Consider the following 26,022-nt stretch of genomic DNA (forward strand, 5'->3'; position numbering starts at 1 on the left):
TCATTTATTTATTTTCCCCATTCGGTATGGAAGGAACCTGAAATATCAAGACGTTGATAGGTATGTGCGCCAAAAAAATCGCGTTGTGCCTGAACCAGATTGGTAGGCATTTTCTCAGAACGGTAAGAGTCGAAATACGCCAGGGAAGCCATGAGTGCACTTGTAGATATTCCTGACAGAGCCGCTTGAGACACCACCTTACGGGTATTTACAACAGCCGAGTTCACCATTTCTGCGAGCTCCGGATTCAATAGAATATTGGGCAAGGCAGCATCCTTAGCATAGGCCTTAGAAAATACTTCCAACAAGGTAGAGCGAATGATACAACCACCACGCCATACATTTACAACTTTTGGTAAGGGAATGTCCATTTCCATTTCAATTGAAGCTTGCGCGAGCATAGCCAACCCTTGTGCGTAGCTAAGGATTGTACCAAATAACAAGGCATCATGAACATGACTTATCCACTCCTGCGTGGAGGCTGGGGAAGATTTGTATGGATCGGGATAAAGGGTCGAGGCTAACTTTCTCTCATCTTTATAGCTGGAGATGGTACGCATAGCCACTGCCGAATCTATCGCAGGAACAGCCACTGGCAACTCCATAGCATCTTGGGATGTCCATTTTCCTGTCCCCTTACTACCCGCTTTATCCGAAATCACATCAATAAGATAACCTGGACCTTTATCGTCTTTTTGCGTGAAGATTTCCGCTGTAATTTCCACTAAAAAAGACTGCAACTTTCCATCGTTCCATTCTTTAAATACCTCGTGAAGCTGCGTGTTATCAAGTCCTCCATGTTTTAGCAGGGAATAGCTTTCGCTTATCATTTGCATGATGGCGTATTCGATTCCATTATGGACCATCTTCACATAATGTCCAGCTCCCTTTTTTCCCAAATAGTCAACGCAAGGAACCCCCTGTACCTTAGCTGCAATAGCTTCTAACATAGGCTTCACCAACTCGTAGGCTTCCGCATTCCCACCTGGCATCATGCTCGGACCAAACCGGGCACCTTGCTCACCACCAGAAACGCCCATGCCCATAAATTGGATTTGTTTGCCTTGCAAATATTCAACTCTACGCAGGGTATCGGTATGATGCGAGTTTCCACCATCAATGATTACATCATTTTTATCTAATAATGGTAGCAATGATTCGATTACGTCATCTACAGGCTTGCCCGCTGGCACCAACATCATGATCTTCCTCGGAGTTTGCAAAAGGCTGATCATTTCTTCCAGGTCCTGAACGCCTTTTACCGTGGTTCCCGGAGTTGCCGATTGCTCTAATGCTTCATTCTTGGACTGATCCTTATCGAAACCGATCACAGAGAATCCATGATCCGCCATGTTCAGAAGTAAGTTCCGCCCCATCACGCCGAGGCCAATCATTCCAAAGTCAAATAATCTATTTGTCATAATCCAGATTGTGTCAAATTAAAAAGAATTGCAATATTGTGATTTTCACTGGTAAATTGAAATGTAAAAAAGTGCGGAACGTATAATTACACCATTATTTGAATCCCGGAAACAGCCACCTTCAATAGAGCTTATTTTTTCGCACTAAAATACAATTACATCCCCCAGACTTTCCACCGGCCCGTCATAAACGAACCAACATCTCTCAGGGTCGATAGTTAGCCAATTGCTGGGTCCAGTCATAATCGGAATAGCTGAGACGATACCCGGTTAAATCTTTTTCTAATACCGACGATAATAGCCGTAGAATACCCCGTCTGCCCTTAAAATCATGGCGATACCACTGTAGTAATCGACTGGTTCTTACCGTCTTGTTTTCCAAATTTATCGAGGTTTCTGACTTCAAAAATGTCAGCATAGCAATATCCAGTTGCTGGTCAATTTTGTTTTGGGTATAAAATCCAATTGGGGGACAACTTTTGGCCCCGCAGTTTAATGCAAAATGAATACGGTAGTCCAAGGTATCCACTGCCCATTTTTTTATCAAGGGAGCTACACAAAATCTGGGCAAATAACCCCTACTCCATTTAGCTCTATATCGTCGTAGTATCCCATGCTCTACCTCATCCAAACTTAAAGGCACCGAGGCTATGGTAAAGTTTTTCTCGGTAAAAATGGCGGGGGCAACAAGGCCCTCCCTCGCCAGAATCTGAAAGAACGCATTATAGACATTTATCCAGAAAACCTTTCTGTCATCATCCATAATCAGCTGCTCTTCTAAAAGGTCAGCATCCACTCCCTCAAACCGCGCTACTAAATCGTTGACCGGCAACTCCATTTTAACTGCCATGAGGAGCTCTTCTGAATCTCTTAGCAGATTTTGCCCCATAAGCACTGTACCATGCCCCGAGCAATAGAGAAGGATTAAGAATTTTAGTAAAAAGTAACGGATATTCACAAGAACGGTAGGAGTTAAAATGTTTTATACATCATTTCTACCCCTTACCAACCCCAAAAGTCGCTGGGAGGTTCTTACAGCAAGGTTAATTAGTGCTTTTCCCAAAGTGATAATCGGCAAAATTTAAAAACTGCTCCCAATCGTATGCAAGTATGTCATGTTTCCCATGGCGCATATGATAACCGATTTTCCCGGGTAGACCTATCGGATTCATCGCCCGAGGAGGCATATTTCCAAGTTTGACCTTATGCCCCAAGAGTTCATATACTGGTACCGCATTGCGAGCTGATAAATACTCTCCTTCGGGATCGGCCCACTGATCTTCACTGGCACTGGCCACATAGAGGGGTCGGGGAGCAATTAAGGACAGAAGCATATGAAAATCCACGGGCATCTGCTGTTCCTTCTCGTCGTAATTTTTAAAATTAGCAGCAAACCAATGAGGAAAATTTTTGTTCAAATCCTTTATCCTTTCTCCATACTTCCTGCGAGAAAGAGCGGCTCCCCCTTCCCCAGAATCATTACTTATAACCATTGCAAAACGCTGATCCTGAGCTCCTGCCCACAAGGATGCCTTACCCAATCTGGAATGGCCCATTACCACAACCTTGTCCGAAGCCACCGTCGGGTCAGTAATCAGATAATCCATAGCCCGGCTCAGCCCCCAGGCCCAGGCTCCAATAGCTCCCCATTCTGATCCTGACTTCTGATTTTCCTGGCTGTTAAATAGCATTTGAATACTGGAAGAAGCCCCTTGGGCCTTATCGGGAAACACATCTCCATAATAGAAAGTGGCTAATCCATAGCCTCTCCTGAGAATGGAGTCTACGGGCCATCTTCGGATCCTGGTACCCCTGCTAACTTCATTGGAGCGGTGGTTGACAATGCCCGGATCCTTCCAGGCAGGCATCCATTTTTCGGTGATCATAATGGAAGGGTCAGGATGGATCGTCTGATTACCCGCAAAATTCAGCCCCAGAAAAACAGGAACCGGACCTTGAAGATGATTGGGTAGATAGAGCAATAAATCGATATACTGGTCTGGATCCTTACCAAATTGAATTCGAATTTGCTTTCTGGTGGCAGTACCGTTCAGCGCATCCGGTTCCTCCCCTTTGTTGATAAAAGTTAATGGCAATGTTTGAGAAGGTGTTATTCCGTAAACTTCCTCCCGGAACAATTGTAGAATCTCAGGCCTTCTTTCGCTCGTCCACATCTGTGCATTGGTCACTGGACTTCCATCAATTTTCTCCAGAACTTCCGGCAATATATAGGACTGGGACGGTTCACCTACACGTTGAGCGTAGCCCAGGCCAACTGCCCAAAATGCTATTAAGAATACAAGGATAGTTTTTTTCATAGTTTATAAAGTCAACTAAGTCCTCGTTTATACTATAGAAAAAGACTGAACATAGGAGTCGGCAACCTACTGAGCCGATTTTAGCTGAACCGCTCTTTCCAGTAGGTCTGTGGCCTGAAAAATTTTATCTCTCAAAAAAACGGGATAATCAGGATGATTCTTAATAAACTGCCGGGCGATTGCTGCCGCTTCGGGAGAGGAATGCCCTCCAAAACTATGGTCCATCCAACGGGTAGGAAAAAAGATGTCACCCGTCCTCTGAATTTCCTGTAATAAGTCCATGGAAGGTTTCAGATACTTTATCGAATTGAACTGTTTGAGCGGGTGGTGCAAAAAATGCAATGCTTCCAGTACCCAACTTTCTTTTTCCCTATTTTCGGGCAATTTTAAAGAGTCAAAAAATGAATCGCGCACTGTTTGATCCGCACTGAAAACAGGCATCATAAAAGTCATCTTCCCCTTACGATCGGGATTAAGTACCTTGGCCCTTTGATCGTTTAAAATCTGTTGCGATTGTTCTGGATTGTATAAGGCCAGCTGATGAGCCAACGAAATCTTATCCTCTTCAGAAAGCGATAAACCTTCTATCCTCAGAGAATCCAGCCATAATGATTTTAGTTTTTCCTGAGCTTCTGGAGAATAAGCCATGGACTTATAGCTTTTGAAGAAGGTATTCTTAAGTCCCAGGTCCTTAGTAATGAGCAATTGCTTCCAAAGTAGTGTTTCTACCTGAGGCTGAAAATATTGTCGTTGTTCTTCTGTCAGAAATTTCCAATAGATCGAACTTATCCTCCCCAAAAGATAGTCGACCAACAGGGAATTCGACTCTTTAGGTAAGACCCCTAATAGTCTTGCTAACAAGACCGGAGGTTTTCCACCATCTCCTTGCAAAAAACCCTCCCATATATTTACCAGTTGGGAGCCTCGAAAAACGGGATCGGCATATTGCTGGTAATTCGAAAGGAAAGTCTGTACACTCAAAGTATCCATGGAAAAATAACCATAGGCCACGCCATCCGGATTAGGAAAAACGCTTAGTCCGCTACTTGCTGTCCATTGGGCGTTATTTCCAGTATTAGAATCGGGTGTCAGGGTATGAACAGAATCACCTACTGCCAGGGTAAGCTGTAATGGTTGAAGCCATATTCGCCCCTCCTTCTGATCAGGCAGTTGCGCATACGAACACAAAGTATCTTTCATTACCAGTTCATATGAGGGCATACCTGCAGACTTCACCCAGGTATCGCTCCAGGACTTCATATCCAGAGGAGTCTTTTCATCGATAATTTTGATTAGGTCATCCCATTTAGCATTATCAAACTGATACAATTTTAGATAGTCCTGTAAACTTTCACGAAGCAATTTTTCGCCGATTTTCATCTCCAACTGGCGCATTACTACGGGAGCTTTGTGGTATATAATAGCACCATAAAGTGAACCGGCATTATTTAGATTGTCCAGCTCTTGGATTATCGCATTGGCGCCCAGAGTTCTATCGACATCATAGGCAGCAGGATAATGAGCCAATAGGAATCTTAAACGGTGATTCATTTCCGGAAAAGTTGGATGTACAATTTTGGCAGCCATAAAATTGGCAAATACCTCCTTCAGCCAGACGTCATTAAACCAATCCATAGTTACCAAATCACCAAACCACATATGGGCCGACTCATGGGCAATGACATTGGCCCTAGCCAGGCGCTTGTTAATGGTAGCGTTCTCGTCTAAAAACAAGGCAGATTCGTTATAAAATACGGCTCCTGGATGTTCCATTCCGCCATATTGAAACGAGGGTATTAGTGCAATGTCAAACTTCCCAAAAGGATAAGCAATCCCAGTATATTCTTCTAACCAGTCAAGAGCATGAGCATGCATTTCAAAGATACTATCAGCGTTTCGATCTACCTTCACATGATCAGTTTCTCGGTAATACATTGAAAATTCACGTCCTCCTATTTTTTTATTTCGTTTAGAAAATTTACCAGTCGCGAAGGCAAATAAATAGCTACTGATCGGCTGAGTTGGTGCAAACCGATAATACCAGTTATCTTTCAGTTCCCTTTTCTCTACTAATTTCCCGTTAGCCACAGCCTCCCAGCCTACTGGAGTATGCAGGGTAAGGGTATATCGTGCCTTAATATTGGGTTGATCGATTAGAGGAAAACAGGTGGAAGCCCGATCAGGTACAAGCAATGTATATAAATACGCTTCATTACGATTCAGTGACAAATCTCCCGCAGTAAAAGAAATTTCAATTTCATTTAATCCACTATCCCATCGGCGCGCCGGCAGCAGTATATGCCCATTTTCAACTTCATATTTCAATTCTTCTCCTTTGTATCGAACCCCCTGCACCATTTTTGCGGGCTGACTAAAGTCGAGAATAACAGGAGACTTTCTGTTGGATAATTGGAACTGAATTTTAATCTCACCTCTTATAGAATCCGTCCTTTTTTCAGGAATCCATAGGGTGATATCATAAGCCAGGCTATCGTACAGACTCTTACGTGTCTTATTTAATTCAAATGTAACACCCTTTTCAGGTTTTTCAGAAAGAGGGCGCTGGCACCCAATTAGAATCAATGGAAATAGGACGATAGTGCAGGCGAAAAAACGAGTAGACATGGAAAAAGGTATAAGCATGATTTTGAACTGCGAATATCAGGATAATAGGAGATATTTTAAATTCCATAGAGAATAATATAATAGAGAAAGGCCCCTGCTGAGTGAATCAGCAGGGGCCTGAGCCTCTTTTTAATGAAAATGAGGTGCTAAACTAGTTATTTAACGTCCCTTCCAATTTTGACGTTTCCTCACTATTAACCGCCTGAGTAAACAAGGTTTGAGTTGGGTAAGCAAATTCTATCTTTCTTTTTTCAAACGCTTCGAATATATCCAGGTATATAGCCTGTTGTTTATCCATATATACCCCGTAGTCCGGACTTAATACGTAATAGACAAATTCGAAGTTCAGGCTAAAATCTCCGTATCCTGAAAAATGGCCTCTATCGAACTGAATCAGCGCATCTGCTTCTATGATCTGACGCACCAGGGCAGGAATGGCTTTCAGTTGTTCATGAGAAGTCTGGTAAGTCACCCCTAATCCAAAAACGATTCTTCTGCGCTCCATACGTTTAAAATTATGAAGTCTTGAATTGGTAAGGTCCGTATTGGAACAAACCAGTTGCTCACCGCTCAGGGTTTTTATCCTAGTTGTTTTAATACCTATATATTCTATAACCCCATTTTTGTCATCTACTACCACAAAGTCTCCAATTTCGAAGGGCTTATCGAAGAAGATCACAAAATAGCTGAACAGGTCGCCAAGTATTGCCTGGGCAGCTAAGGCGATCGCGATACCACCAATTCCCAGACCAGTGATCAAGGTAGTGGCATCATACCCTAGATTATCTACAATGAAAATTCCACCTAAAACCCAGATTACGGAAGTAACAATGGTAATGAGCCCACTGGCTTGCTTACGCTTGGCTTCAGAATTATCCTGAGCCTTTAAAAATGAATATACAAACCTCCGGAATGTGGAACTTATGGCTCGGATTACGAAAAAAGCAAAAGCCACCATATAGGCAATATGAACCACCTGCTTCACCTTTTCAGGTAGATTCAGAGAGGTGATGGCGAGGTAGGTGGCAGAAATATACAAAATGGGGATCCCAGATTCGTCTACCTGTTTAACTAAAAAATTGTCCCAGGAAGTCCGTGTATGGTCGGCCCAGGTCTTTAATCTACTTATGATATAAACTTGAAAAATCTTGATCGCTAAGAAGCTGACGGCTAAAAAAAGTAAAACTTTTCCTATTTCAATAACGGTGTTCCCCCAAATAAGGGTATTCATAAAATTATTCATACGTTAACTTTAATTGTATTTCGAACGTTTGATGGCTGAATGTTTCCTCTAGGCAAAATGGCATGGAGACTCCTGGACCCTGACAGTAGTTAGATTCCTTAAATAGAAACGATGGCAGCCTGACTGAACTAATAACAAGAAGTAACATAAATATTATACCAAAACCTATTTTTGCTTGTATATTTCCCACATACCCATAAATTTTCTTCTGAAAATACAAGCTCTGATATTCCCTTCAGTAAAGTGACTAAACACTGTAATATTGTCAGCTGTACGGGTCGGCGAACGCGTACATGCTGCAGCAGGACTACCAACCCACGTATTTGGGAGGGGTAATGCCTTGAAGACGCAGGTAGACAATCATTTGGGCGCGGTGGTGTGTGAGGTGATCATTTATTAAAAAGATGATGCGTCGTCTGCTCATCTTTTGCCCGGCAAAATCAATTTCCTCGGCAAGTCGAAGTGGGTCTAGATTTCGGAAGCCTTCTGCTCCGTAATCGAAGGTCTGCATCACCAAGTCGATAAGCTGGGCTTTCGTAGTCCCCTGGAAACTATTAACAGATAGAGGTGCGGTTTCTTTGGAAACAAATTTACTGGTTAACCAAAGAATATTGTCGGCCAAATGTGCAGCTTGATTTCGAAAATCCATTTCTTCAGGAGTGGGTTTGAAAGTATATTGCGCTTCAGGCATAGCATGCAAGACGGCTAATGTATACTTTCTGGCATTTTCCCAACGATATAGTTCATCTTGCAAAAAGGGGTCTAACTCTTTGATTTGGGCGTGACCTAAGTTGGGTATTGTCAGGAGGGCTATCACCAGGATGCGGAACATAGTCAGATTAATTTGGCTAGTTAAATAATACAGTAACAAGATTCTCACCCCTGGTCGTTCAAAGGTTTTGGGTAAATATAAAATAAAAAGCAGGTGCAAGGCACCTGCTTTTGTATAATTAACCCTCCTTTATTTAACTCAACCGAGATTGAGTTTATAAAGTAATTAGACAGCCCCACCGCTAGAAAGTCACATGTTATAGAGAAAATTTTAATATTATTTTTTCCACTTCGATATGCCTCCTCTTTTTTGGATAGCCTTAATTCTTCAAAGCATGGTATTCTCACTAAAAAAGAATGAACATTTCTATGCGACTAAACCTACTAATACTTTTTAGTCTTACTACCCTGGTCCTCTATGGGCAAGATATCAGTGAGCAAAAATTCAATCAAGAAATTGTCACCCAATATACTTCTACAGATGGAAGTATACTGGGATCGATACATCGGATTATTATGGATAAGGGCAGGCCAATAGCATTTTCCGAAAGTCAAGCATATGTTTTCAAAAATGGAACCTGGACTAAAGATTTTTCCGGCCTTACCATGGCAACCCAGCAGGCTATTGATGGAAACAAATCCGAGAAAGTTCTCAGCAGCGTAGTGTATGGAAAGCAGCTGGTGGTAGGAACGGAGACAGGGCTGTATTTTCAGACCAATGGGAAGCGGCGTCCCATTTATCCCGCCGATACTAATTATAGTTGGGCTCCCCGCCAGGTTTCCGCCTTGACCGTCGACTCCTTTGGAGATCTATGGTTCGGGAGTCAGGATGGCATTGGAAAATTATCGAAGGGAGTATGGACTCTATTTACAGGCAAACAAGGCTTACCCTATAACCAATTTACCTGCGCTGCTTCGGGGGCCGACGGAAGTGTATGGTTTGGCACCCAGAAAGGCGTTATTGTGGTAAGGAACAACCATTTTAGCTATAAAAGCAGCCGACGATGGCTGCCCGATGACCGGGTTCAAGATATTGTTGTTGATCCAAATGGTAATGCCTTTATTGCAACGGCAGGGGGAATTGCGCAAATTTCGCCTACTCCCATGACTCTGGAAGAAAAGGCGCATTACTTTACCAATCAGGTAGAAACCCGCCATAATCGAATGGGTTTTATTGCCCATAGTGAATTAACCAAACAATTTGATCTTACCACATCCCGGTTAGCTATTTCAGATAATGATGGTAAATATACGGCGATGTATGGAGCAGCCCAGGCTTTTCGCTATGCTGTCACGGGTGATCCTGTTGCTAAAGAACTGGCAGACAGAAGCTTCAAAGCCTGCAAATGGTTGAGTGACATTACTCCAGAGCCAGGTTTTCCTGCACGGGTCATAATTCCAACCGATTGGCATGAACCGGTTAATGAACAGTACAGCAGAGAGTTCAATAAAAAAAGACAGGAAACTGATCCGCAATGGAAGGATATCTACCCTCGTTTTCCATTGAGTAAAGATGGAAAATACCGCTACAAATGCGACACGAGTTCTGATGAACTGGCGGGTCACTTTTTCTTCTATGGAATTTATTATGATTTGGTTGCCAAAACAGTAGAAGAGAAAATGGAGGTTAAAGCCGTAGTTGCAGACATGATGGATCATTTATTACGTCATGGATATAAACTCGTCGACTATGATGGTAAAGTGACACGTTGGGGAGACTTTTCTCCCGAGTATTTCCATTCTGTCTATGGTTATGACCAGCGGGGATTGAATTCCATGATGATGCTGTCCTTTTTGAACGTAGCCAAACATGTAACAGGAAATGCGAAATATGAGCAAGAGTCAGCCCTATTACGAAATAAGCATAACTACCACATATTCGCTTTACATCCTAAAGAGTATTTCCCCTCAGGAAATGTGGTCCCCTGGGATAATAATCTTTGCCTGATGAGTATGTATGGCCTGTTGCGATATGAATCCGACCCCGCCCTCATACTGATGTACAGACAGGCCTTAGAAACGGCATGGCTCCATATGAGCAAACAAAAAAATTCATTCTGGGATACCATCTATGAAGCTTTAGCGAAGAACTTCGGAAAACAAGTGGATGAAAAATTATTTGTGCGTACCGATCTTTTTCCAGAAAACCATCTTTACGCGCCTTCAGTGGTTCGTGAGCACTATAAGCCCCGAAATCACACTCCCTTCATATTGGAGAATTTACAAAAAATGCCCTTAGACCTGATCGGATACAGTATGCCCAATACGCATCGTCTCGACATAATCAAAGATCCCACACCAGGAACCGACTCAGAAAAGGGCTGGGGACATGATGGGTATGCGCTGCCACTAGATGAACGAGGTCATGTGCGTCAGGACAGGGATTCCTTCGACCTTAACCTTTCAGAGGGAGATGGATGGTCGGAGCATGAGGGAACCTTTTACTTGCTTCCTTATTATATGGCGCGCTATCATCATCTCCTTAGATAACTGCTGCTCTCGCACTTTGCCAGAAAGCCGCCCCGTTCCACCAGGAGCGGGGCGGCTTGTCTAAGCTCCTCTCAATAATGTTGATCCTAACAACCTCATTTTTATCTAATATACTTACCAACAGCTATTTATAATGCCATAAATAAGTCGAACCCGTCCTATTTTCAGCGATAGAAACCGAAAACACTCTTTTAATTTTCATAAAAAGAATTAGAATTACCCTAAATATGTTCTAGAACCATTTTGATATGGCTCTGCAATCTCTATATTTACGAAAGTTTAATTTCTTAACTAAATCCTTACGTGTACGCATGAGCAATATTACCTATTTAGTACCTGCACTGGGCTTAATTGGCTTGCTGGTAATGTTTTTTAAGAGAGGTTGGGTTATCAAACAGGCGTCTGGCGACCCAAACATGAAGGAGATTTCCGACGCTATCGCCGCAGGTGCACTTGCGTTTTTAAGAGCAGAATGGAGAGTGCTGATCATTTTCGGAATCATTGTAAGTATACTGCTAGGGTATAGCGGTACACTGGTAGAAAATTCAAGTATTTATATAGGGGTATCATTCCTTATTGGAGCCTTTGTCTCTGCCTTTGCAGGTTATTTAGGAATGAATATAGCGACCAAATCGAATGTCAGAACCACACAGGCAGCTCGCACAAGTCTTAGTAAGGCACTGCAGGTTTCCTTTACAGGAGGATCGGTTATGGGAATTGGTGTTGCCAGCCTGGCTGTCATCGGTTTAGGTGGGTTGTTCATCATTTTATACCAGGCTTTTATTGGCAGCAGTTCTGATGTAAATGGCCTGGCCATGGAAAAAGTATTAGAAGTATTAGCCGGCTTCTCTTTAGGAGCCGAATCAATAGCTCTATTTGCCCGGGTTGGTGGTGGCATTTACACCAAGGCTGCAGATGTGGGAGCCGACCTGGTGGGCAAAGTAGAGGCTGGAATTCCTGAAGATGACCCGCGCAATCCGGCAACCATTGCCGATAATGTGGGGGACAACGTCGGAGATGTAGCAGGTATGGGAGCGGACTTGTTCGGCTCGTATGTCGCAACCATTCTTGCTACAATGGTACTGGGCCGGGAAATCATCTCACAAGGGGACGATTTTGGAGGAATCGCTCCTATTCTGTTACCGATGGTAATAGCCGGAATAGGTCTGATGGCCTCCATAATTAGTATGCTATTCGTAAAAATCAGTAGTGAAACCGGTGATGTACAGGCCGCGCTGAATCGGGGGAATTGGGGATCTATTATCATCACTCTCCTGGTTTGCTACCCCTTGGTGATGTGGATGCTGCCCTCAGGAAATATGACCATCCGTGGAGTTGATTTTTCTAGTATGGATGTATTTTATGCTATATTATTAGGATCCGTAGTTGGGGCTATTATGGCCATTGTAACCGAATATTATACCGCAATGGGCAAGAGGCCTGTTCAGTCCATAGTGAACCAGTCCTCCACCGGGCATGCTACGAATATTATTGGAGGACTCTCAGTGGGAATGGAGTCGACAGTGATTCCAACTCTTGTACTGGCAGCCGGGATCTTTATCAGTTACGAACTTGCCGGATTGTATGGGGTGGCCATAGCCGCCGCCGGAATGATGGCTACTACAGCCATGCAGCTTGCCATAGATGCCTTCGGCCCTATTGCCGATAATGCCGGTGGAATAGCGGAAATGGCTCACCTTCCGGAAGAGGTAAGGGGCCGCACCGATATTCTGGACGCGGTAGGGAACACCACCGCTGCCAGTGGTAAAGGCTTCGCCATTGCTTCGGCAGCTCTGACGTCTTTAGCACTTTTTGCCGCTTTTTGTGGTGTTGCCGGAATCAATTCTATTGACATATATAAGGCCAATGTACTGGCAGGATTATTCGTCGGGGCTATGATTCCCTTTATTTTCTCTTCTTTGGCCATAGCAGCCGTGGGGCGAGCAGCCATGAAAATGGTGGAAGAAGTCCGAAGGCAGTTTCGGGAGATACCAGGGATATTAGAAGGAACGGCAAAACCAGAATATGACAAATGTGTAGATATTTCCACCCAAGCTTCTATCCGCGAAATGGTTGCGCCCGGTCTGATAGCCTTAATTGTACCCGTGCTAGTCGGTTTCCTTTTTGGCCCAGAAGTGTTGGGCGGTACCCTGGCCGGAGTGACCGTGTCGGGAGTCTTAATGGGTATTTTTCAAAATAATGCCGGTGGGGCCTGGGACAATGCAAAAAAATCTTTTGAAAAAGGAGCCGTTATTAATGGAGAAACATTCTATAAAAAATCGGAACCACATAAGGCAGCAGTAACTGGCGATACAGTAGGCGACCCCTTCAAAGACACTTCCGGCCCATCTATGAATATATTAATCAAATTGATGTCCATAGTTTCTCTGGTTATAGCACCTCATATCGCCGTGGAAGGCGTCCATGAAGAATCCGCCCTTATAAATGTACAAACGTCCGAAATAGCCTCTGAGGGAAAATTAGCCTTTAATGGCATGTTGCTCAATATAGCACCGTCGGGCAATCCAGTTGAAAAAAGTCTGGTTGATTTTATAACCTCTGACCGCACTGTTGACAAAGACACCTGGTTTAATTTCGATCGTTTACTATTTGAAACGGGAAGTGAACGTTTAAAACCTGAATCTGAGGAACAATTAGAGAACGTTGCCTTGATTTTAAAATCCTTTCCTGATGCAGAAATTAAGATAGGTGGCTACACCGACAACTCGGGTGATGCCGTTTCCAATCTGAAATTATCGACCGAGCGTGCTCGAACGGTTAAGAAGTCGCTGGTTGAATTAGGAATTGATACCAAAAGAATTGAGTCAGAAGGGTACGGAGAAGAACATCCCGTGGCCAGTAATAACAACGAAGCAGGACGCGCTGAGAACCGAAGAATATCTTTAAGAGTAACGAAAAAATAATATTCCTATAATACAAAATGGCGCCTGGCTCTTAAAATCAGCCGGGCGTTTTTGTTTCAAATATATTTAATTATCCAAGATTAAATAGCACCCTCCTAACCCCTGCTGATGCTTTTTAGAGTGGAAGTGACATTTCTAATTCTTTAGGAACAAAATCACTCATTATCAGGTTAGCTATCTATTATTTTAGAATAGCACACATGAGTAAAAAACGATATTCCTATATCATCCTGATACTTGGCGCATTAGCCACTATTAGCCCATTTTCAATTGACATGTACCTTCCGGGGTTTCCTGCGATCGCTGTGGACCTGGGAACTAGTATTAATAAAGTGCAACTTTCTCTTACTAGTTATCTAATAGGGATTAGCATCGGTCAGCTTATTTATGGTCCTCTACTCGACCGCTTTGGGCGGAAGACACCTTTGTATGGTGGACTAATCATATACATATTAGCCTCAATAGGCTGCGCATTTACCAATACGGTCGAATCGCTGGTTATTATGCGTTTTTTACAGGCTATGGGAGGGTGTGTAGGATTGGTAGCTTCTCAGGCTCTGGTTAGCGACCTGTTCCCAACGGAAAAACGAGCTCAGGTTTTTTCTACTATTACCCTGGTGATTGCTGTATCGCCTATGATTGCCCCTACCTTAGGCGGGTATGTGACGGTCGGGCTGGGCTGGCATTGGCTGTTTATCATTCTGGCCGTTATTGTGGCCCTAATGATTGGAGCCATTTACTTCTTTTTACCGACGGGTAAAGTCGCAGATCCGACGGTATCTCTGAAACCCAAGGCAGTTCTGGGCGGTTTTGCCACGGTATTACGCCAGCCACAATTTCTTGTATATACCCTGGCTGGTGGTCTGGCAACCGCCGCACCCTTTGCCTATATTGCGGGCTCTTCCGATGTATTTATGAATCAATATCAGTTAACCGAACAGCAATACGGCTGGGTGTTCGCACTTTTGGCTTCGGCCATGATCGGCTCTACCCAAATGAATCACTTACTGCTGAAGCGCTGGACTAGCCAGCAAATTATACGGGCCACGTTGTATACTCAAAGCATTGTTGGAATATTCCTTATACTAGGCGTATGGGCACATTTGTTTGATATGTACAGCCTCATTGCCGTGATGTTCGTATTCTTGATGGGCCAGGGGCTTACCGGACCTAATACGGCTGCCTTGGCTTTGGCCCCATTTAAAAAACATACCGGAAGTGCATCCGCTATGCTGGGTAGCTGGAGGATGGGCGCAGGGGCTTTAACTTCTGCAAGTGTCAGTATGTTCCATAGCCAAAGTGCGCTTCCCATGGTAGGCCTTATGGCCGTTTGTTCTTTAGGAGGTCTGGCCATATTGATGGCTGGTAGCCATAGCTTACGAACCAATCGCACGGTGGAATCACTCAATATTTAACAGGCTTCATCATGCTTGCCTAATCATTAAATCGACTGCCTGATGATTGATTCCGTAAGGACAATATTTACGAAATACTACAGATAATAAATACGAAAAGCCCCGGACTTCCAGTTAGATAGAATTCCGGGGCTTTTTACTAAGTTACTGTATTATTTGGCCTGATATTTCTCCTGGTACTTCATGTAAAGCCGTTTCTGTTTGTCATCAAGTTTCACTTCGGCACCACGGATATAAGCCTTTTCTATCCCGTTTCCCCGCATATCCAGAAGGTCACCGGTTGAGACCAGAATACTGGCATGCTTACCTACTTCGAGGGTCCCTACTTCCTGGTCCACACCTGCAATTTCAGCAGCATTTTTTGTAATCAGCTGCAATGCCTGTTCAGATGTCATCTTGCTGAATCCGGCCGCCGTTCCGGCAAGAAAAGCCAGGTTGCGCGTTCTCCACCATTCACCAGAATAAGTAATCGCCACACGGACACCCGCTTGCTGAAGCAGACCTGGCAGTTCATAGGGAAGATAAACGGGCTCGTCGGCGTTATTGGGTAGACGGTGTGTAGGATTCACGATTACACTTACATCATTTTCCTTTAGAAAATCAACAATCTTATAGGACTGATCTCCACCGGCGATAACTATTTTTTTAATATTGAATTCTTTAGCAAATCTTACTGCTTCAATCATGTCCTTGGCATGTTCTGCCCGGATATACAGATTTGCGTCCCCCCTCAATATTGGTTTCATAGCCTCCATCCTGATATTAACGGGGCTCGGATTTTTTATTTGAGCATAGGCCATCGCTTCCGCAAAAGTAGTTTTTAACAACTCCACCACTGCTTGTCTCTGTTCATTTTTTTTGGTTAGGGTAGAAAGATCCTGGGCATTTATGGCGGTAGACATATAAGCGGGCCAAGACAGCCATACCCCGTCATCTTTTTTCAGAACCGCATCTTCCCAGTTCCAGCCATCGGAATAAAAAGTGGAAGAACTTCCAGAAACTATTCCTCCCTCAGGAACCGCTTGAGATAATAGGATACCATTTGCCCGCAATGTAGGAATTACCTCAGAATCCGTATTATAAGCCACCAAAGCACGAATATGTGGATTGATATCCCCTACCTCATAATAGTCTAAGGTGGCCCTTACCGATGCAACTTCCTTTAACCCTACCGTTGTGTTTAAAGAGATTAGTCCTGGATAAATATGTTTGCCGGTGACATCATGAACAGTTCCTCCGGGGGCCGCATTGGCATTTCCTACATAGGTCAACTTCCCGTCTAAAAAACTAATTGCACCATTCTCGATTATATTACCATCACCAATATGAATAGTGGCCCCTTTCAGGGTAACCACTCCCTGGGCCATACGGCCGGGTGCAGGGTTCTGTGCCATGGCCATACCTAAGAAAAGGCTGGTGATCAATAGCTGGCACATGGTAAATATTAATGTTTTATTTCTCATTTTTTTCTCTTTAAATGTTTCCAATTCAGAATCTAATCAATGATCTCCATGATGAGCATCCATGCCAACCATATCCTCGCAGTGCCACATTTTTGGTTGTACGTTTGTTGGCTTCTGGGTGGCCTTACCCTGGTCCTTTGCGGATAACATTTTCTGAGTAATCCTTGCTTTTTCCTGAGCAATATCTGCCCGCTTTTTTTCATCCATCTGGCGATCGAAATAAAAGGCACCCTCTATCATCGTGAATTCAGGACGTGCATAAACAGATAATGGGTGTTCATTCCAAAGGACCAGATCGGCATCCTTTCCTACTTTGATACTACCCATCCGATCGTCGACGTGCAATAATTTGGCAGGATTTAAGGTCACCATCTTCCATGCTTCTTCTTCGGGCACTCCTCCATATAATACGGTTTTGGCGGCTTCCTGATTCAAACGTCTCGCCATTTCGGCATCGTCAGAATTAATGGCTACGTTAACTCCTTCATGGTACATGAGGGCAGCATTATAAGGTATGGCCTCCTTCACTTCCATTTTGTAAGCCCACCAATCGGCAAAGGTGCTCGCACCAATTTTGCGACTGGCCATTTTATCCGCCAGCTTATACCCTTCAAGTATATGTGTAAAAGTATTTACCCGGAAATTCAGTGAATCTGCCACTTTCATCAGCATATTAATTTCCGACTGCACATAAGAGTGACAGGTGATAGCACGTTCGTCGCTTAGTATTTCGGCCAGTGCTTCCAGCTCTATGTCTTTACGAGGAGCCAGATTAGCGCCCTTTTTCCCTGAATTGTTAAATGCTTTCCACTGTGCAGCATATTCCTTAGCCCTGATAAAATGATCGAAATATACTTGCTCTACCCCCATACGCGTTTGGGGAAAACGATACCGCTGTACATCCCCCCAGTTGGATTGTTTCACGTTCTCTCCCAAAGCAAATTTTATAGACTTCACTTGCGGTACTAGGAGGTCGTCCACGCTCCCACCCCATTTCAACTTGATCATCGCACTTTGACCACCGATAGCGTTGGCTGACCCGTGCAATAACTGAGAAGCCGTTACGCCTCCAGCCAACTGGCGATAAATGTTTACATCGTCGGGATTGACTACATCGCTCATTCTAACTTCAGCCGAGCTCGACTGCCCTCCTTCGTTCACCGCAAAGAGTGCAATATGGCTATGTTCGTCTATAATTCCGCTAGTAAGATGTTTGTTATGCCCATTGATTATTTTCACCCCAGATCCGGCTTTCAGGTTCTTCCCTACCTGGGCTATTTTTCCATTTTTTACGAGTACGTCAGTATTCTCCATGATACCATCCTTCTCATTGGTCCAAACGGTGGTATTCTGAATCAATACTTCCTGAGCCTGAGGAATATTCTCATTACCGTAGCCAGCAAAGGGGTAGTAAATGGGACCTACAGTCAGGTCAGTGGCTTTTGTAGAGTCACTTTTTACCTGCGCCACATACGTCTCCGCCAAGTGTGCCGACCAGTTCAGTTTCTGGCCATCTGCTGCAACTCCTTCACCTTTAAAACCTTTTGAAGTTCTCCATCCTGTTAGCCTTAATGTCTGCGCCTGCTCTTTCTTAGGCTTAAACGAAAGCGTGATGATCTCATTGGCAAGACTTACTTTCGGGGAAATCTTACTTGAATCTACCATCAAAATGGTGAAGGTAGGTTGGTCCACTGTCCCTTCTATACGCAGCTTTCCGCTGGGCTGATTCTCAATAAGTAAGTCATATACGCCCCGCACATCCGGCCTATCAGAAGCTGTCTGGACATAACGCTTTCCCTGTACCCAGTTTTCATAAATTATATTATTTTCTGCAAACAGTTCGGAGGAGGTGATAAGGAAGTTAGCCATTTTTCCTGCTGCTAAGCTCCCCAGTTCCTTTTCGACATTGAGAAGACGTGCAGGCTGAATGGTAAGTGCTTCCAATACTTTTTCTTTGCTCAGTCCATAGGCTATAGCCAATCTAATATTTTTCCAAAACTCCGACTTATTTTTAATCCCGCTCAACGTCAGGGCAAATGGAATTCCCGCTTCAGCCACCATTGCCGCATTCTTGGGCGCCAATTCCCAATGTTTTAAATCAGTTAAACTTACCAATTCTGCATCCCATGGATCACTTAGGTCGTATGGATTCGGAAAATTAAGGGGTAAGACCAGGGTGGCATTGGTCTTCTTAATTTCCTCTAAGCGTTGATACTCGTCACCACTTCCTTTAACGATATATTGTATGTCAAATTCGTCCCCTATTTTATCGGCCCGCATAATGCCATACTTATCGGTAGACTCGAAAAAGGCAGGTAGTTTCTTAATTTCATTGAAAGCCTTCAGTGAGAGATTTTCCCCCTCTTTTTTGGGGTTTCCCTCATACCACTTTGCGTCATAATAAGTTTGTCTCAAAAGGGCCACGGCACCCATGATAGATCCTGGATAGGTCTGCGTACTACTTCCTTTATTTAGAGAAAAATGCGCTGAGGCCCTTTCCTTTAAGAGTGCCTGGGTAGGAGCTTCGTCCGTTAGGGAGACTAAAGCGCCCGATCCTCTTACGATTCCGTCGTGTGCATGAACCAATACGGCTCCAAATCCTAATTTGCGTAACCCCTCAGCCTCTGCAGCATTTGGAATAAATATGGACCCCGCATTCACCTCGGGTTGGACGGCTTGATTCCATCCGTAAGCACCTTTTTTATTAGACTCCAGCTGAGGTGTCTGACGCCCCCGCCCCCGCTCAGGCTGCTGAACAGCGGGCATTCCATAGTCCGAATCAAGATCGATTAGAGAAGGATAGATATATCTTCCTTGCAAATCTATCTGTACCGTACCCTCAGGTATGGGTACCTTAGCCCCCACTGCCTTTATGACCCCATCTTCAATCAACATGGTACCATTGGGGATATTGGTTTGCGGGTTAGCCATTATATTGGCATTAATAAAAGCGTAACGCCCGGGTCTTTCGTCGTATACTCCATTCCTGGGAAATGTCTGTTGCCCATAACTACTACGGAATAGCAATAATCCAAGGACAAACAAGGTTAAAGGTTTAAGCATTTTGTGTAAATTTTATTTGGTGTTTAACAGGCAAGTTAGTAGAATTTACACAACTTTATTGTTTTAACAACCAAAAATTTCTATCGCTTTTTTGGTCTTCTGCTCCTGATTCTTTTGCGAGTTGCACCGATTTAAATATATTCGTTATCATACCGATATCCAGCCCTTGAAATGAGCAATGCCAAATCAGAGAAACAAAGAGCCGCTCTGGAAGCGGTCAAATTAATTCAGGATCATCAAATCATTGGCCTTGGCACGGGTTCAACTGCCTTCTATGCTATTATGGAGATTGGTAATTTGGTTCGTTCTGGATTGAGTATTAGGGCTGTCCCTACCTCTACGCAAACCCGGGAACTCGCCATAGCCCAACAAATCCCTCTGGTCGACATCAGTCAGGTGGAAAACATCGATATAACTATTGATGGCGCCGACGAGTTCACCTCAGCGGGATGGCTAGTAAAAGGAGGCGGTGGCGCACTTTTACGAGAAAAAATTGTCGCATCCCTGTCTGACACCAATATTATTATTGCCGATTCTTCCAAAATGGTGAAACAATTAGGACGATTCAAAGTCCCAATTGAAGTGATTCCCATGGGATTGGGTTTGGTTCAAAGAGAGTTAAAATTACTTAATGGCCAAGGGGTGCTTCGGCAAAAAAATGGGAGTTCATTTGTTACCGATGAAGGAAATTACATCCTCGATACGGATTTTGGACTGATAGAAGATCCGGTCTCACTAGCTAAACAACTAGATGGACTGGTAGGATTGGTTGAGCACGGTTTGTTCCTTTTTAGCACCAATCGAATTTTTGTAGGTCATCCAGATCGGGTCGACAACCTAGAAATTAATTTGTGACCCATATAGCGTCCATCTTGCTTTTACCTATCTAATAATGTTATTTAGTTCTTTGCAGACTTTAATTTGGTATCCGATAATAAAAAAATATGATGAATTTCGATGATTTCTCTTCCAGCCTGGCCGCCCCAACTCCTCCCGACAACCTGCCTGTACTTCTAAAGGCCTTATGGCACGATGGGAAAGGAGAATGGGAGCAAGCTCATGAAATAGCCCAAAGTCGGGAAGGTGACCCTGCTTTTGACCGTATCCATGCCTATCTCCATCGGGTAGAAGGTGACGAATGGAATGCTAATTACTGGTATCGAAGAGCAGGAATGGCCATGTTCAAGGGCTCCCTAAAAGATGAATGGAATGCACTCGTCCTGCATCATCTGGGCTAAGGAATCCTTTTTTTTAATTCATCCACCAGTTGAAGTACTCCACTTAAGTGCTTAAACTTATGCAATTTCATTATAAGCCCCTGGACTTATAACTTCATTATATAAGTCTATATGCTTATAATTTGTATACATAAGCTCTATTCCTTATAATTGACCTTTCTAATAAGTTAATTGCCAGAAGAGACCCATTCACCGCCAACCTAATAAACAAATGCCACAGGTATATGCTGTCATTACTGCCGACATGGTGAATTCAACCCGATACCCAACGGAAAAAACGGGTATCTGGTTAAAGGAGCTTCAACGTATTCTCCAACAGGATCCCCGGTTAGACTGGACGATTCTGCCAGAGATATACAGGGGAGATAGCTTCCAGGGGGTATTGAGCACCCCTCAGCAAGCTCTTCTGGCAGCGATATTGGGAAGAGTATTCTTAAAAATGCAACAGGAAGGCAAAGTCGATCTTGATCTTCGAGTCGCCATCGGAATAGGTACTATAGAGCAACTAACCAATAGGGCCGGAACTTCTGATGGAACGGCTTTTCGGCTATCCGGCAAACTCGCAGATAACCTGAAAGGACGAAAATCAAGAATAGGGATTGCTACTCAACCCATTCAACCGCTATGGAGCCCTTTGCTAGACCTTCTGGAGGTTTTAGTACAAAGCTGGACAAGAGCTCAAAGTGAAATTATCTTTGGACTCCTACAAAATAAAACGCTGACCCAAATGTCGGAAGAACTAGGCATAAGTCAACCGGCAGCATCCCAAAGGGCGCAGGCCGCTAATTGGTGGGCACTGGAGGGATTACTCAATCAATTCCCTAAGTTACTATTCCAAAGGGACCACAATCATGACTGAACTACTCGCATTACTGGGCGCTCATATACTGGCCGACTTTTATCTACAACCTTCCAGCTGGGTTCTGGCGAAGCGAGAAGAAGGTGGGAGGTCTAAACCATTTTACTATCATATTGGAGTCGTAGCATTAAGCACCTACATACTGCTCGGAATTCTGCTCGGCAATTGGAGTAATCCTCTTCCAGCCATACTGTTGGCAGTAATACATGGGATCATCGATTTAATAAAGATAAAGTTCGACACCAAAGAGAAGAATAATGCCCGCTGGTTCCTAGCGGATCAGGCTTTACACTTATTATCTATTGTATTTACGGCCGGACTCCTCAGTGGCCATATGACCCAAGCACTGAGCACCCTGCTAAACTGGTATCAACAGCCTCGCTACCTGGCGCTTACAGCCGGTATCCTACTGAGCCTAAATCCAATTTCCTTTTTGGTAGGCATCTTTACCAAGCCTTGGCGTGCTGAATTAGAAGCACTCGTTCCCCACCTGGACGATAACCTGGCCCATGCCGGTCGCTGGATAGGCATGACCGAACGCCTACTAATCTTTATTTTTGTTCTGATCGGACAATTCTCAGCCATAGGATTTCTCATAGCCGCCAAGTCATTATTACGCTTCAACGACAAAGCTAGTGAGACCATACCTTCTGCCTATATCACCAAAAAATCAGAATATGTACTCGTTGGAACTCTAATGAGCTATACCTGCGCAATCTTACTGGCTCTGGTGACCAAGACTTTTTTCAAAAATTAAGGCAGTGTGGTGATACCCTGAACGGGAGCCCCTAACTTCACTCAAGAACTAAAATCCAATTATCATCAAAATAGGGAGTCTCCATTTTCGTACCAACCCTTGTCAGAATCAGCAGCCAGGGTCAACGACCTCATAAAGGAGAAACTCCGGAAAAACTGACTGAACGCAGACCAAAAGATTGAGCGCACGAGTGGCATCACAGACCGTACCCATGCAGAATAGCCACCGTCATGGTGGCTATTCTGCATGGGTACGGCTACTTTCTGAAAGCAAACGAAAACTAATGCGTCCGAAGCTATTGTTATTAACGAATAACAGGCTTACTAGAACCGCTCAATAACAATGCAGCTCCTACTCCCAGCGGCACCAACAGGGCCGCCATTCCGAAGAAAGGAACATAACTATCTTGGGTCAAGACTGGCACCAGCCAAGTGGTTACTAAAACTCCTAGTACGGCACTTGTACCACTAATACCAGCCAAAGTCCCTACAGATTTTCCTGAGAAAAAATCGGACGGTAAAGTTTGTATATTACCAATAGCCACCTGAAATCCTAGCAGTGCGACGAAAATGGCAATCATAGCCTCTTCGGGAGAATGAACAAATGCACTGGCAATCAGGGCTGGCAACATGATCAGCCCCCCAAGGGTGATACAAAATTTACGAGCTTTAATAACAGGCCATCCACTTTTAATAAGACGACCTACCAACCAGCCCCCACCGAGACTTCCTATAGCTGCACCTACATAAGGAAACCAAGCGAAGGTTCCTATTTGTTTAATATCAAACCCAAATTCATCGTGGAGATATATAGGCAGCCAACTGATAAATAACCACCATACAGGATCTAAACAGAAACGTGAAAGGATAACCGCCCAGGCCTGCTTATATTTTAGCATTTTCTTCAGAGGCAAGGCTACGTCTCCTTGAACCACCTCAGGAGACTGACCATCTAGAATATGAGCTCGCTCTGCCTTAGAAAGCCAAGGATGCTTATCCGGGGTAGCCTTGTTGATAATCCACCAGGGAATTATCCAAAGTAGTCCCAGAGCCCCAATAAGCAAAAAGGTAGCACGCCAGCCAATGATCTCGTAGAAATAGGCGATCAGCGGAGCAGAAATAACGGCTCCCAGGGATGCTCCCGAATTGAATAGCCCTTGTGCAAAGGCACGCTCCCGCACAGGAAACCATTCGGCATTAGACTTGGTGGCACCCGGCCAGTTACCTGCTTCCCCCAGCCCAAGCAAGGCTCTAAATAGGGCAAAACTTCCTAAGCCCCTGGCCACTGCATGCAACGCTGCGGCAACGGACCATAAGGCGATGGAAATGACAAAGCCCATTCGCGTGCCTACCCGGTCGAACAGCCCCCCCGACAGACTTTGACTCAGTCCGTAAGCGACCATAAAAACGGATACCACCACGGCATACTGCTCCTTACCAAGCTCCAAATCCTGAGCAATACCTGGCCACATTACGGCCAGGGCATTTCTATCGATATAATTGATGATGGTCGCTATGGCGATAAGTCCAATGATCCACCATCGCAGTCCACCTACCTCTTCCTTTCTTTCGTCCAGAGGCGTTGCGATGTCAGTACCAGAATCGGCAGATGATCTATTTTTCATAATTCAGTTATTAATTTTTTTGATTAAACATCATTCTCTTGAGCTACCTCTTCCTGAGATGCCACCATAAAGTCCTCACGAATGGGGCTAAACACATCTATTAATACGCCAGCCTCCGTACAAAGTGCTCCATGAGGTGCATGAGGTGGAATATAAAAAACATCTCCGGTTTTCAATAATTTTGTTTCAGCCCCAATGGTTACTTCAAAGGCCCCACTTTCTACATAAGTCACCTGACTATGAAAATGATCGTGAATAGGACCGATACTTCCTTTCTGAAACTCCGCCTTGACCAGCATAATCTGATCATCGTAAGCCATTACCTTACGGCGAACGCCCTCACCTACGGTTTCCCAATTTAACTCCTCGTCTTTAATAAACTTTTCACTAAGGTATTTCATGATAGATTTGATTATGATATATTAATAACCTGGATTTTGTTTGATGATTCCTTTACTAAGGTCAATATCCCTTTGAGGTATCGGATATAGCAGGCGGAAGTCTTCCACCGTTACATTACGGCCTATAATATTGAAATGTTTCTTCATGGCCTCCACAGCAGTTCCCCAACGTAGAAGGTCGTACCAGCGGTAGTTCTCAAAGGCCAGTTCGACACGTCTTTCATTTTCTACAGCCGCCATGAGGCCCTCCTTTGTTGACACATCAGCGGCCGCTAAGGGCAACAAACTGGAACGTTCTCTCACCTGGTTCAAGGGAGCCAGTGCCACTGCTGCTGCCTCGTTGAGTTGAGTCAATACTTCCGCATACATCAGCAACACATCGGCATAGCGAAGTACGATCCAATCTGTGCCAGCATCGCGGCGGGCACCCGTGTTGGCGGCGTCGGGAAATTTATTCACAAAGGCATCCGAGCCAGAACCCAAAACCGAAGTCGCCATACGCTTGCTGTCATTACTATACAATCCAAGCAAATCCGACATGGGCTTCAAACCCCTCGTAGCGCCGTCTTTAGAGAAATCATACGAAAAACCTTGTCCCTCCCCATTAGCGGCGGAGCGGTAGCGAATAGCGAAGATGATTTCATTATTCATTTCTGCACCAGGACTGAAGACATCGGCATAATTGGGACGCAACTGATAATTTTTACTGGCTATTACCGTTTCAAGCAAGTCTTTCGCGCCTGCGTAGTTCTTTTGAGTTAAATATACCTTGGCTAACAAGGCTTGAGCGGCTCCCTTGGTAGCTCGGCCTAAGTAGGCAGCATCCCATTTTACTGGAAGATTACTCTCCGCAACCAGAAGATCGGCTACGATCTGCTGGTAAACGGTGGCCGATGCTACTCGGGCTAAAGACTTCTCGTCGTCCACCTCTACAGAAGTCAATGGCATTGGAACATCGCCAAACAAACGCACTAGATTGAAAAATTGAAGGGCTCTTACAAACTTGGCTTCTCCTTCAAATTCGGCTTTTTTGTTTGCCTCGGTAACATTTGGCAAGTATTTAAGAACAATATTGCAACGAGCTACAGTGGCATAGCTCGTAACCCAAAAGGTATTTACGAAATCATTTGAAGGTGTTTCGTTGAAATTCTCGATCGCAGCCCATTCCCCTTCTAGATTGGCAGGAGAAATATTGTCGCTTCGGAGTTCCGTTAATTGAATTTCAGCAGGCACCACCTTTTGTAGGGCATCATAAATATTCAATACACCAGTTTCTACTTCAGCGGTAGTTTTAAAATAGTTTTCTTCTACCAGGGCCGATTCTGGCTTTAGGTCGAGGAAATTTTCTGTGTTACATCCCGATAGTATGAATACACATGCAAGCTTAATAAAATGAGACTTTTTCATAAT

General features: G+C 44.2%; 18 protein-coding genes. 7 read left to right on the top strand and 11 right to left on the bottom strand.

Annotated elements, in window-relative coordinates; genetic code table 11:
- Positions 1 to 8 precede the first annotated feature (8 nt).
- The 6 genes from gnd to X939_RS0104285 all read right to left on the bottom strand — a co-directional run bounded on the left by gnd (position 9) and on the right by X939_RS0104285 (position 8,439).
- Positions 9 to 1,421 carry an NADP-dependent phosphogluconate dehydrogenase gene (gnd, locus tag X939_RS0104260; protein WP_025762028.1) on the bottom strand — a complete coding sequence of 471 codons (1,413 nt, stop codon included), beginning with the start codon at positions 1,419 to 1,421 and terminating at the stop codon, positions 9 to 11.
- 205 nt (positions 1,422 to 1,626) lie between these two features.
- The gene (locus X939_RS22050) at positions 1,627 to 2,379 is read right to left on the bottom strand and encodes a DUF547 domain-containing protein (protein ID WP_131694664.1); all 753 of its coding nucleotides are present in this window, start codon (positions 2,377 to 2,379) and stop codon (positions 1,627 to 1,629) included.
- Between the two features lie 85 nt (positions 2,380 to 2,464).
- Positions 2,465 to 3,739 carry an alpha/beta hydrolase family protein gene (locus X939_RS0104270; protein WP_025762030.1) on the bottom strand — a complete coding sequence of 425 codons (1,275 nt, stop codon included), beginning with the start codon at positions 3,737 to 3,739 and terminating at the stop codon, positions 2,465 to 2,467.
- A gap of 66 nt (positions 3,740 to 3,805) precedes the next feature.
- Entirely contained in the window at positions 3,806 to 6,364 is a 2,559-nt protein-coding gene (locus tag X939_RS0104275; protein ID WP_025762031.1) for a M1 family aminopeptidase, read from the bottom strand.
- Between the two features lie 151 nt (positions 6,365 to 6,515).
- The gene (locus X939_RS0104280; RefSeq protein ID WP_044198594.1) at positions 6,516 to 7,595 is read right to left on the bottom strand and encodes a mechanosensitive ion channel family protein; all 1,080 of its coding nucleotides are present in this window, start codon (positions 7,593 to 7,595) and stop codon (positions 6,516 to 6,518) included.
- Between the two features lie 319 nt (positions 7,596 to 7,914).
- Positions 7,915 to 8,439: a DinB family protein gene (locus X939_RS0104285; RefSeq protein WP_025762033.1), complete on the bottom strand. Its 525-nt coding sequence runs from the start codon at positions 8,437 to 8,439 to the stop codon at positions 7,915 to 7,917.
- A gap of 296 nt (positions 8,440 to 8,735) precedes the next feature.
- Between X939_RS0104285 and X939_RS0104290 the strand changes: the two genes are divergently transcribed.
- From X939_RS0104290 to X939_RS0104300, 3 genes are all read left to right on the top strand, one after another.
- Complete coding sequence (locus X939_RS0104290) at positions 8,736 to 10,868, top strand: glycosaminoglycan polysaccharide lyase family protein (RefSeq protein WP_131694663.1); 2,133 nt, start codon at positions 8,736 to 8,738, stop codon at positions 10,866 to 10,868.
- Positions 10,869 to 11,179: 311 nt separating this feature from the next.
- Positions 11,180 to 13,792: a sodium-translocating pyrophosphatase gene (locus X939_RS0104295; protein ID WP_025762035.1), complete on the top strand. Its 2,613-nt coding sequence runs from the start codon at positions 11,180 to 11,182 to the stop codon at positions 13,790 to 13,792.
- 200 nt (positions 13,793 to 13,992) lie between these two features.
- Complete coding sequence (locus tag X939_RS0104300; RefSeq protein ID WP_025762036.1) at positions 13,993 to 15,207, top strand: multidrug effflux MFS transporter; 1,215 nt, start codon at positions 13,993 to 13,995, stop codon at positions 15,205 to 15,207.
- A gap of 152 nt (positions 15,208 to 15,359) precedes the next feature.
- Here the strand turns inward: X939_RS0104300 and X939_RS0104305 are convergent, their stop codons facing one another.
- Together X939_RS0104305 and X939_RS0104310 are read right to left on the bottom strand one after the other, a co-directional pair.
- A complete protein-coding gene (locus tag X939_RS0104305; protein ID WP_229235993.1) occupies positions 15,360 to 16,670 on the bottom strand; it encodes an amidohydrolase family protein in 1,311 nt (436 codons plus the stop codon).
- 36 nt (positions 16,671 to 16,706) lie between these two features.
- Positions 16,707 to 19,733, bottom strand: coding sequence for an amidohydrolase family protein (locus X939_RS0104310; RefSeq protein ID WP_025762038.1), 3,027 nt, complete (start codon positions 19,731 to 19,733; stop codon positions 16,707 to 16,709).
- A gap of 171 nt (positions 19,734 to 19,904) precedes the next feature.
- On the opposite strand from X939_RS0104310, the gene rpiA reads away from it, so the two are divergent.
- The 4 genes from rpiA to X939_RS0104330 all read left to right on the top strand — a co-directional run bounded on the left by rpiA (position 19,905) and on the right by X939_RS0104330 (position 22,587).
- Positions 19,905 to 20,588, top strand: coding sequence for a ribose-5-phosphate isomerase RpiA (rpiA, locus tag X939_RS0104315; protein WP_025762039.1), 684 nt, complete (start codon positions 19,905 to 19,907; stop codon positions 20,586 to 20,588).
- Between the two features lie 89 nt (positions 20,589 to 20,677).
- Positions 20,678 to 20,971 carry a hypothetical protein gene (locus X939_RS0104320; protein WP_310588033.1) on the top strand — a complete coding sequence of 98 codons (294 nt, stop codon included), beginning with the start codon at positions 20,678 to 20,680 and terminating at the stop codon, positions 20,969 to 20,971.
- Positions 20,972 to 21,182: 211 nt separating this feature from the next.
- Positions 21,183 to 21,830, top strand: coding sequence for a hypothetical protein (locus tag X939_RS0104325; protein WP_025762041.1), 648 nt, complete (start codon positions 21,183 to 21,185; stop codon positions 21,828 to 21,830).
- A complete protein-coding gene (locus X939_RS0104330) occupies positions 21,823 to 22,587 on the top strand; it encodes a DUF3307 domain-containing protein (RefSeq protein WP_025762042.1) in 765 nt (254 codons plus the stop codon). Before X939_RS0104325 ends, X939_RS0104330 begins: the two co-directional genes overlap by 8 nt.
- A gap of 304 nt (positions 22,588 to 22,891) precedes the next feature.
- On the opposite strand, the gene X939_RS0104335 is transcribed toward X939_RS0104330, so the two are convergent.
- The 3 genes from X939_RS0104335 to X939_RS0104345 are packed head-to-tail and all read right to left on the bottom strand — an operon-like array spanning position 22,892 to position 26,019.
- Positions 22,892 to 24,211 carry an MFS transporter gene (locus X939_RS0104335; protein WP_025762043.1) on the bottom strand — a complete coding sequence of 440 codons (1,320 nt, stop codon included), beginning with the start codon at positions 24,209 to 24,211 and terminating at the stop codon, positions 22,892 to 22,894.
- A 23-nt stretch (positions 24,212 to 24,234) separates the two neighbouring features.
- A complete protein-coding gene (locus tag X939_RS0104340; protein ID WP_025762044.1) occupies positions 24,235 to 24,612 on the bottom strand; it encodes a cupin domain-containing protein in 378 nt (125 codons plus the stop codon).
- A 21-nt stretch (positions 24,613 to 24,633) separates the two neighbouring features.
- Positions 24,634 to 26,019: a RagB/SusD family nutrient uptake outer membrane protein gene (locus X939_RS0104345; RefSeq protein WP_198034361.1), complete on the bottom strand. Its 1,386-nt coding sequence runs from the start codon at positions 26,017 to 26,019 to the stop codon at positions 24,634 to 24,636.
- Positions 26,020 to 26,022: the final 3 nt, after the last annotated feature.

Origin of the sequence: Dyadobacter tibetensis Y620-1, from assembly GCF_000566685.1 — a bacterium.
Taxonomy (GTDB): domain Bacteria; phylum Bacteroidota; class Bacteroidia; order Cytophagales; family Spirosomataceae; genus Dyadobacter; species Dyadobacter tibetensis.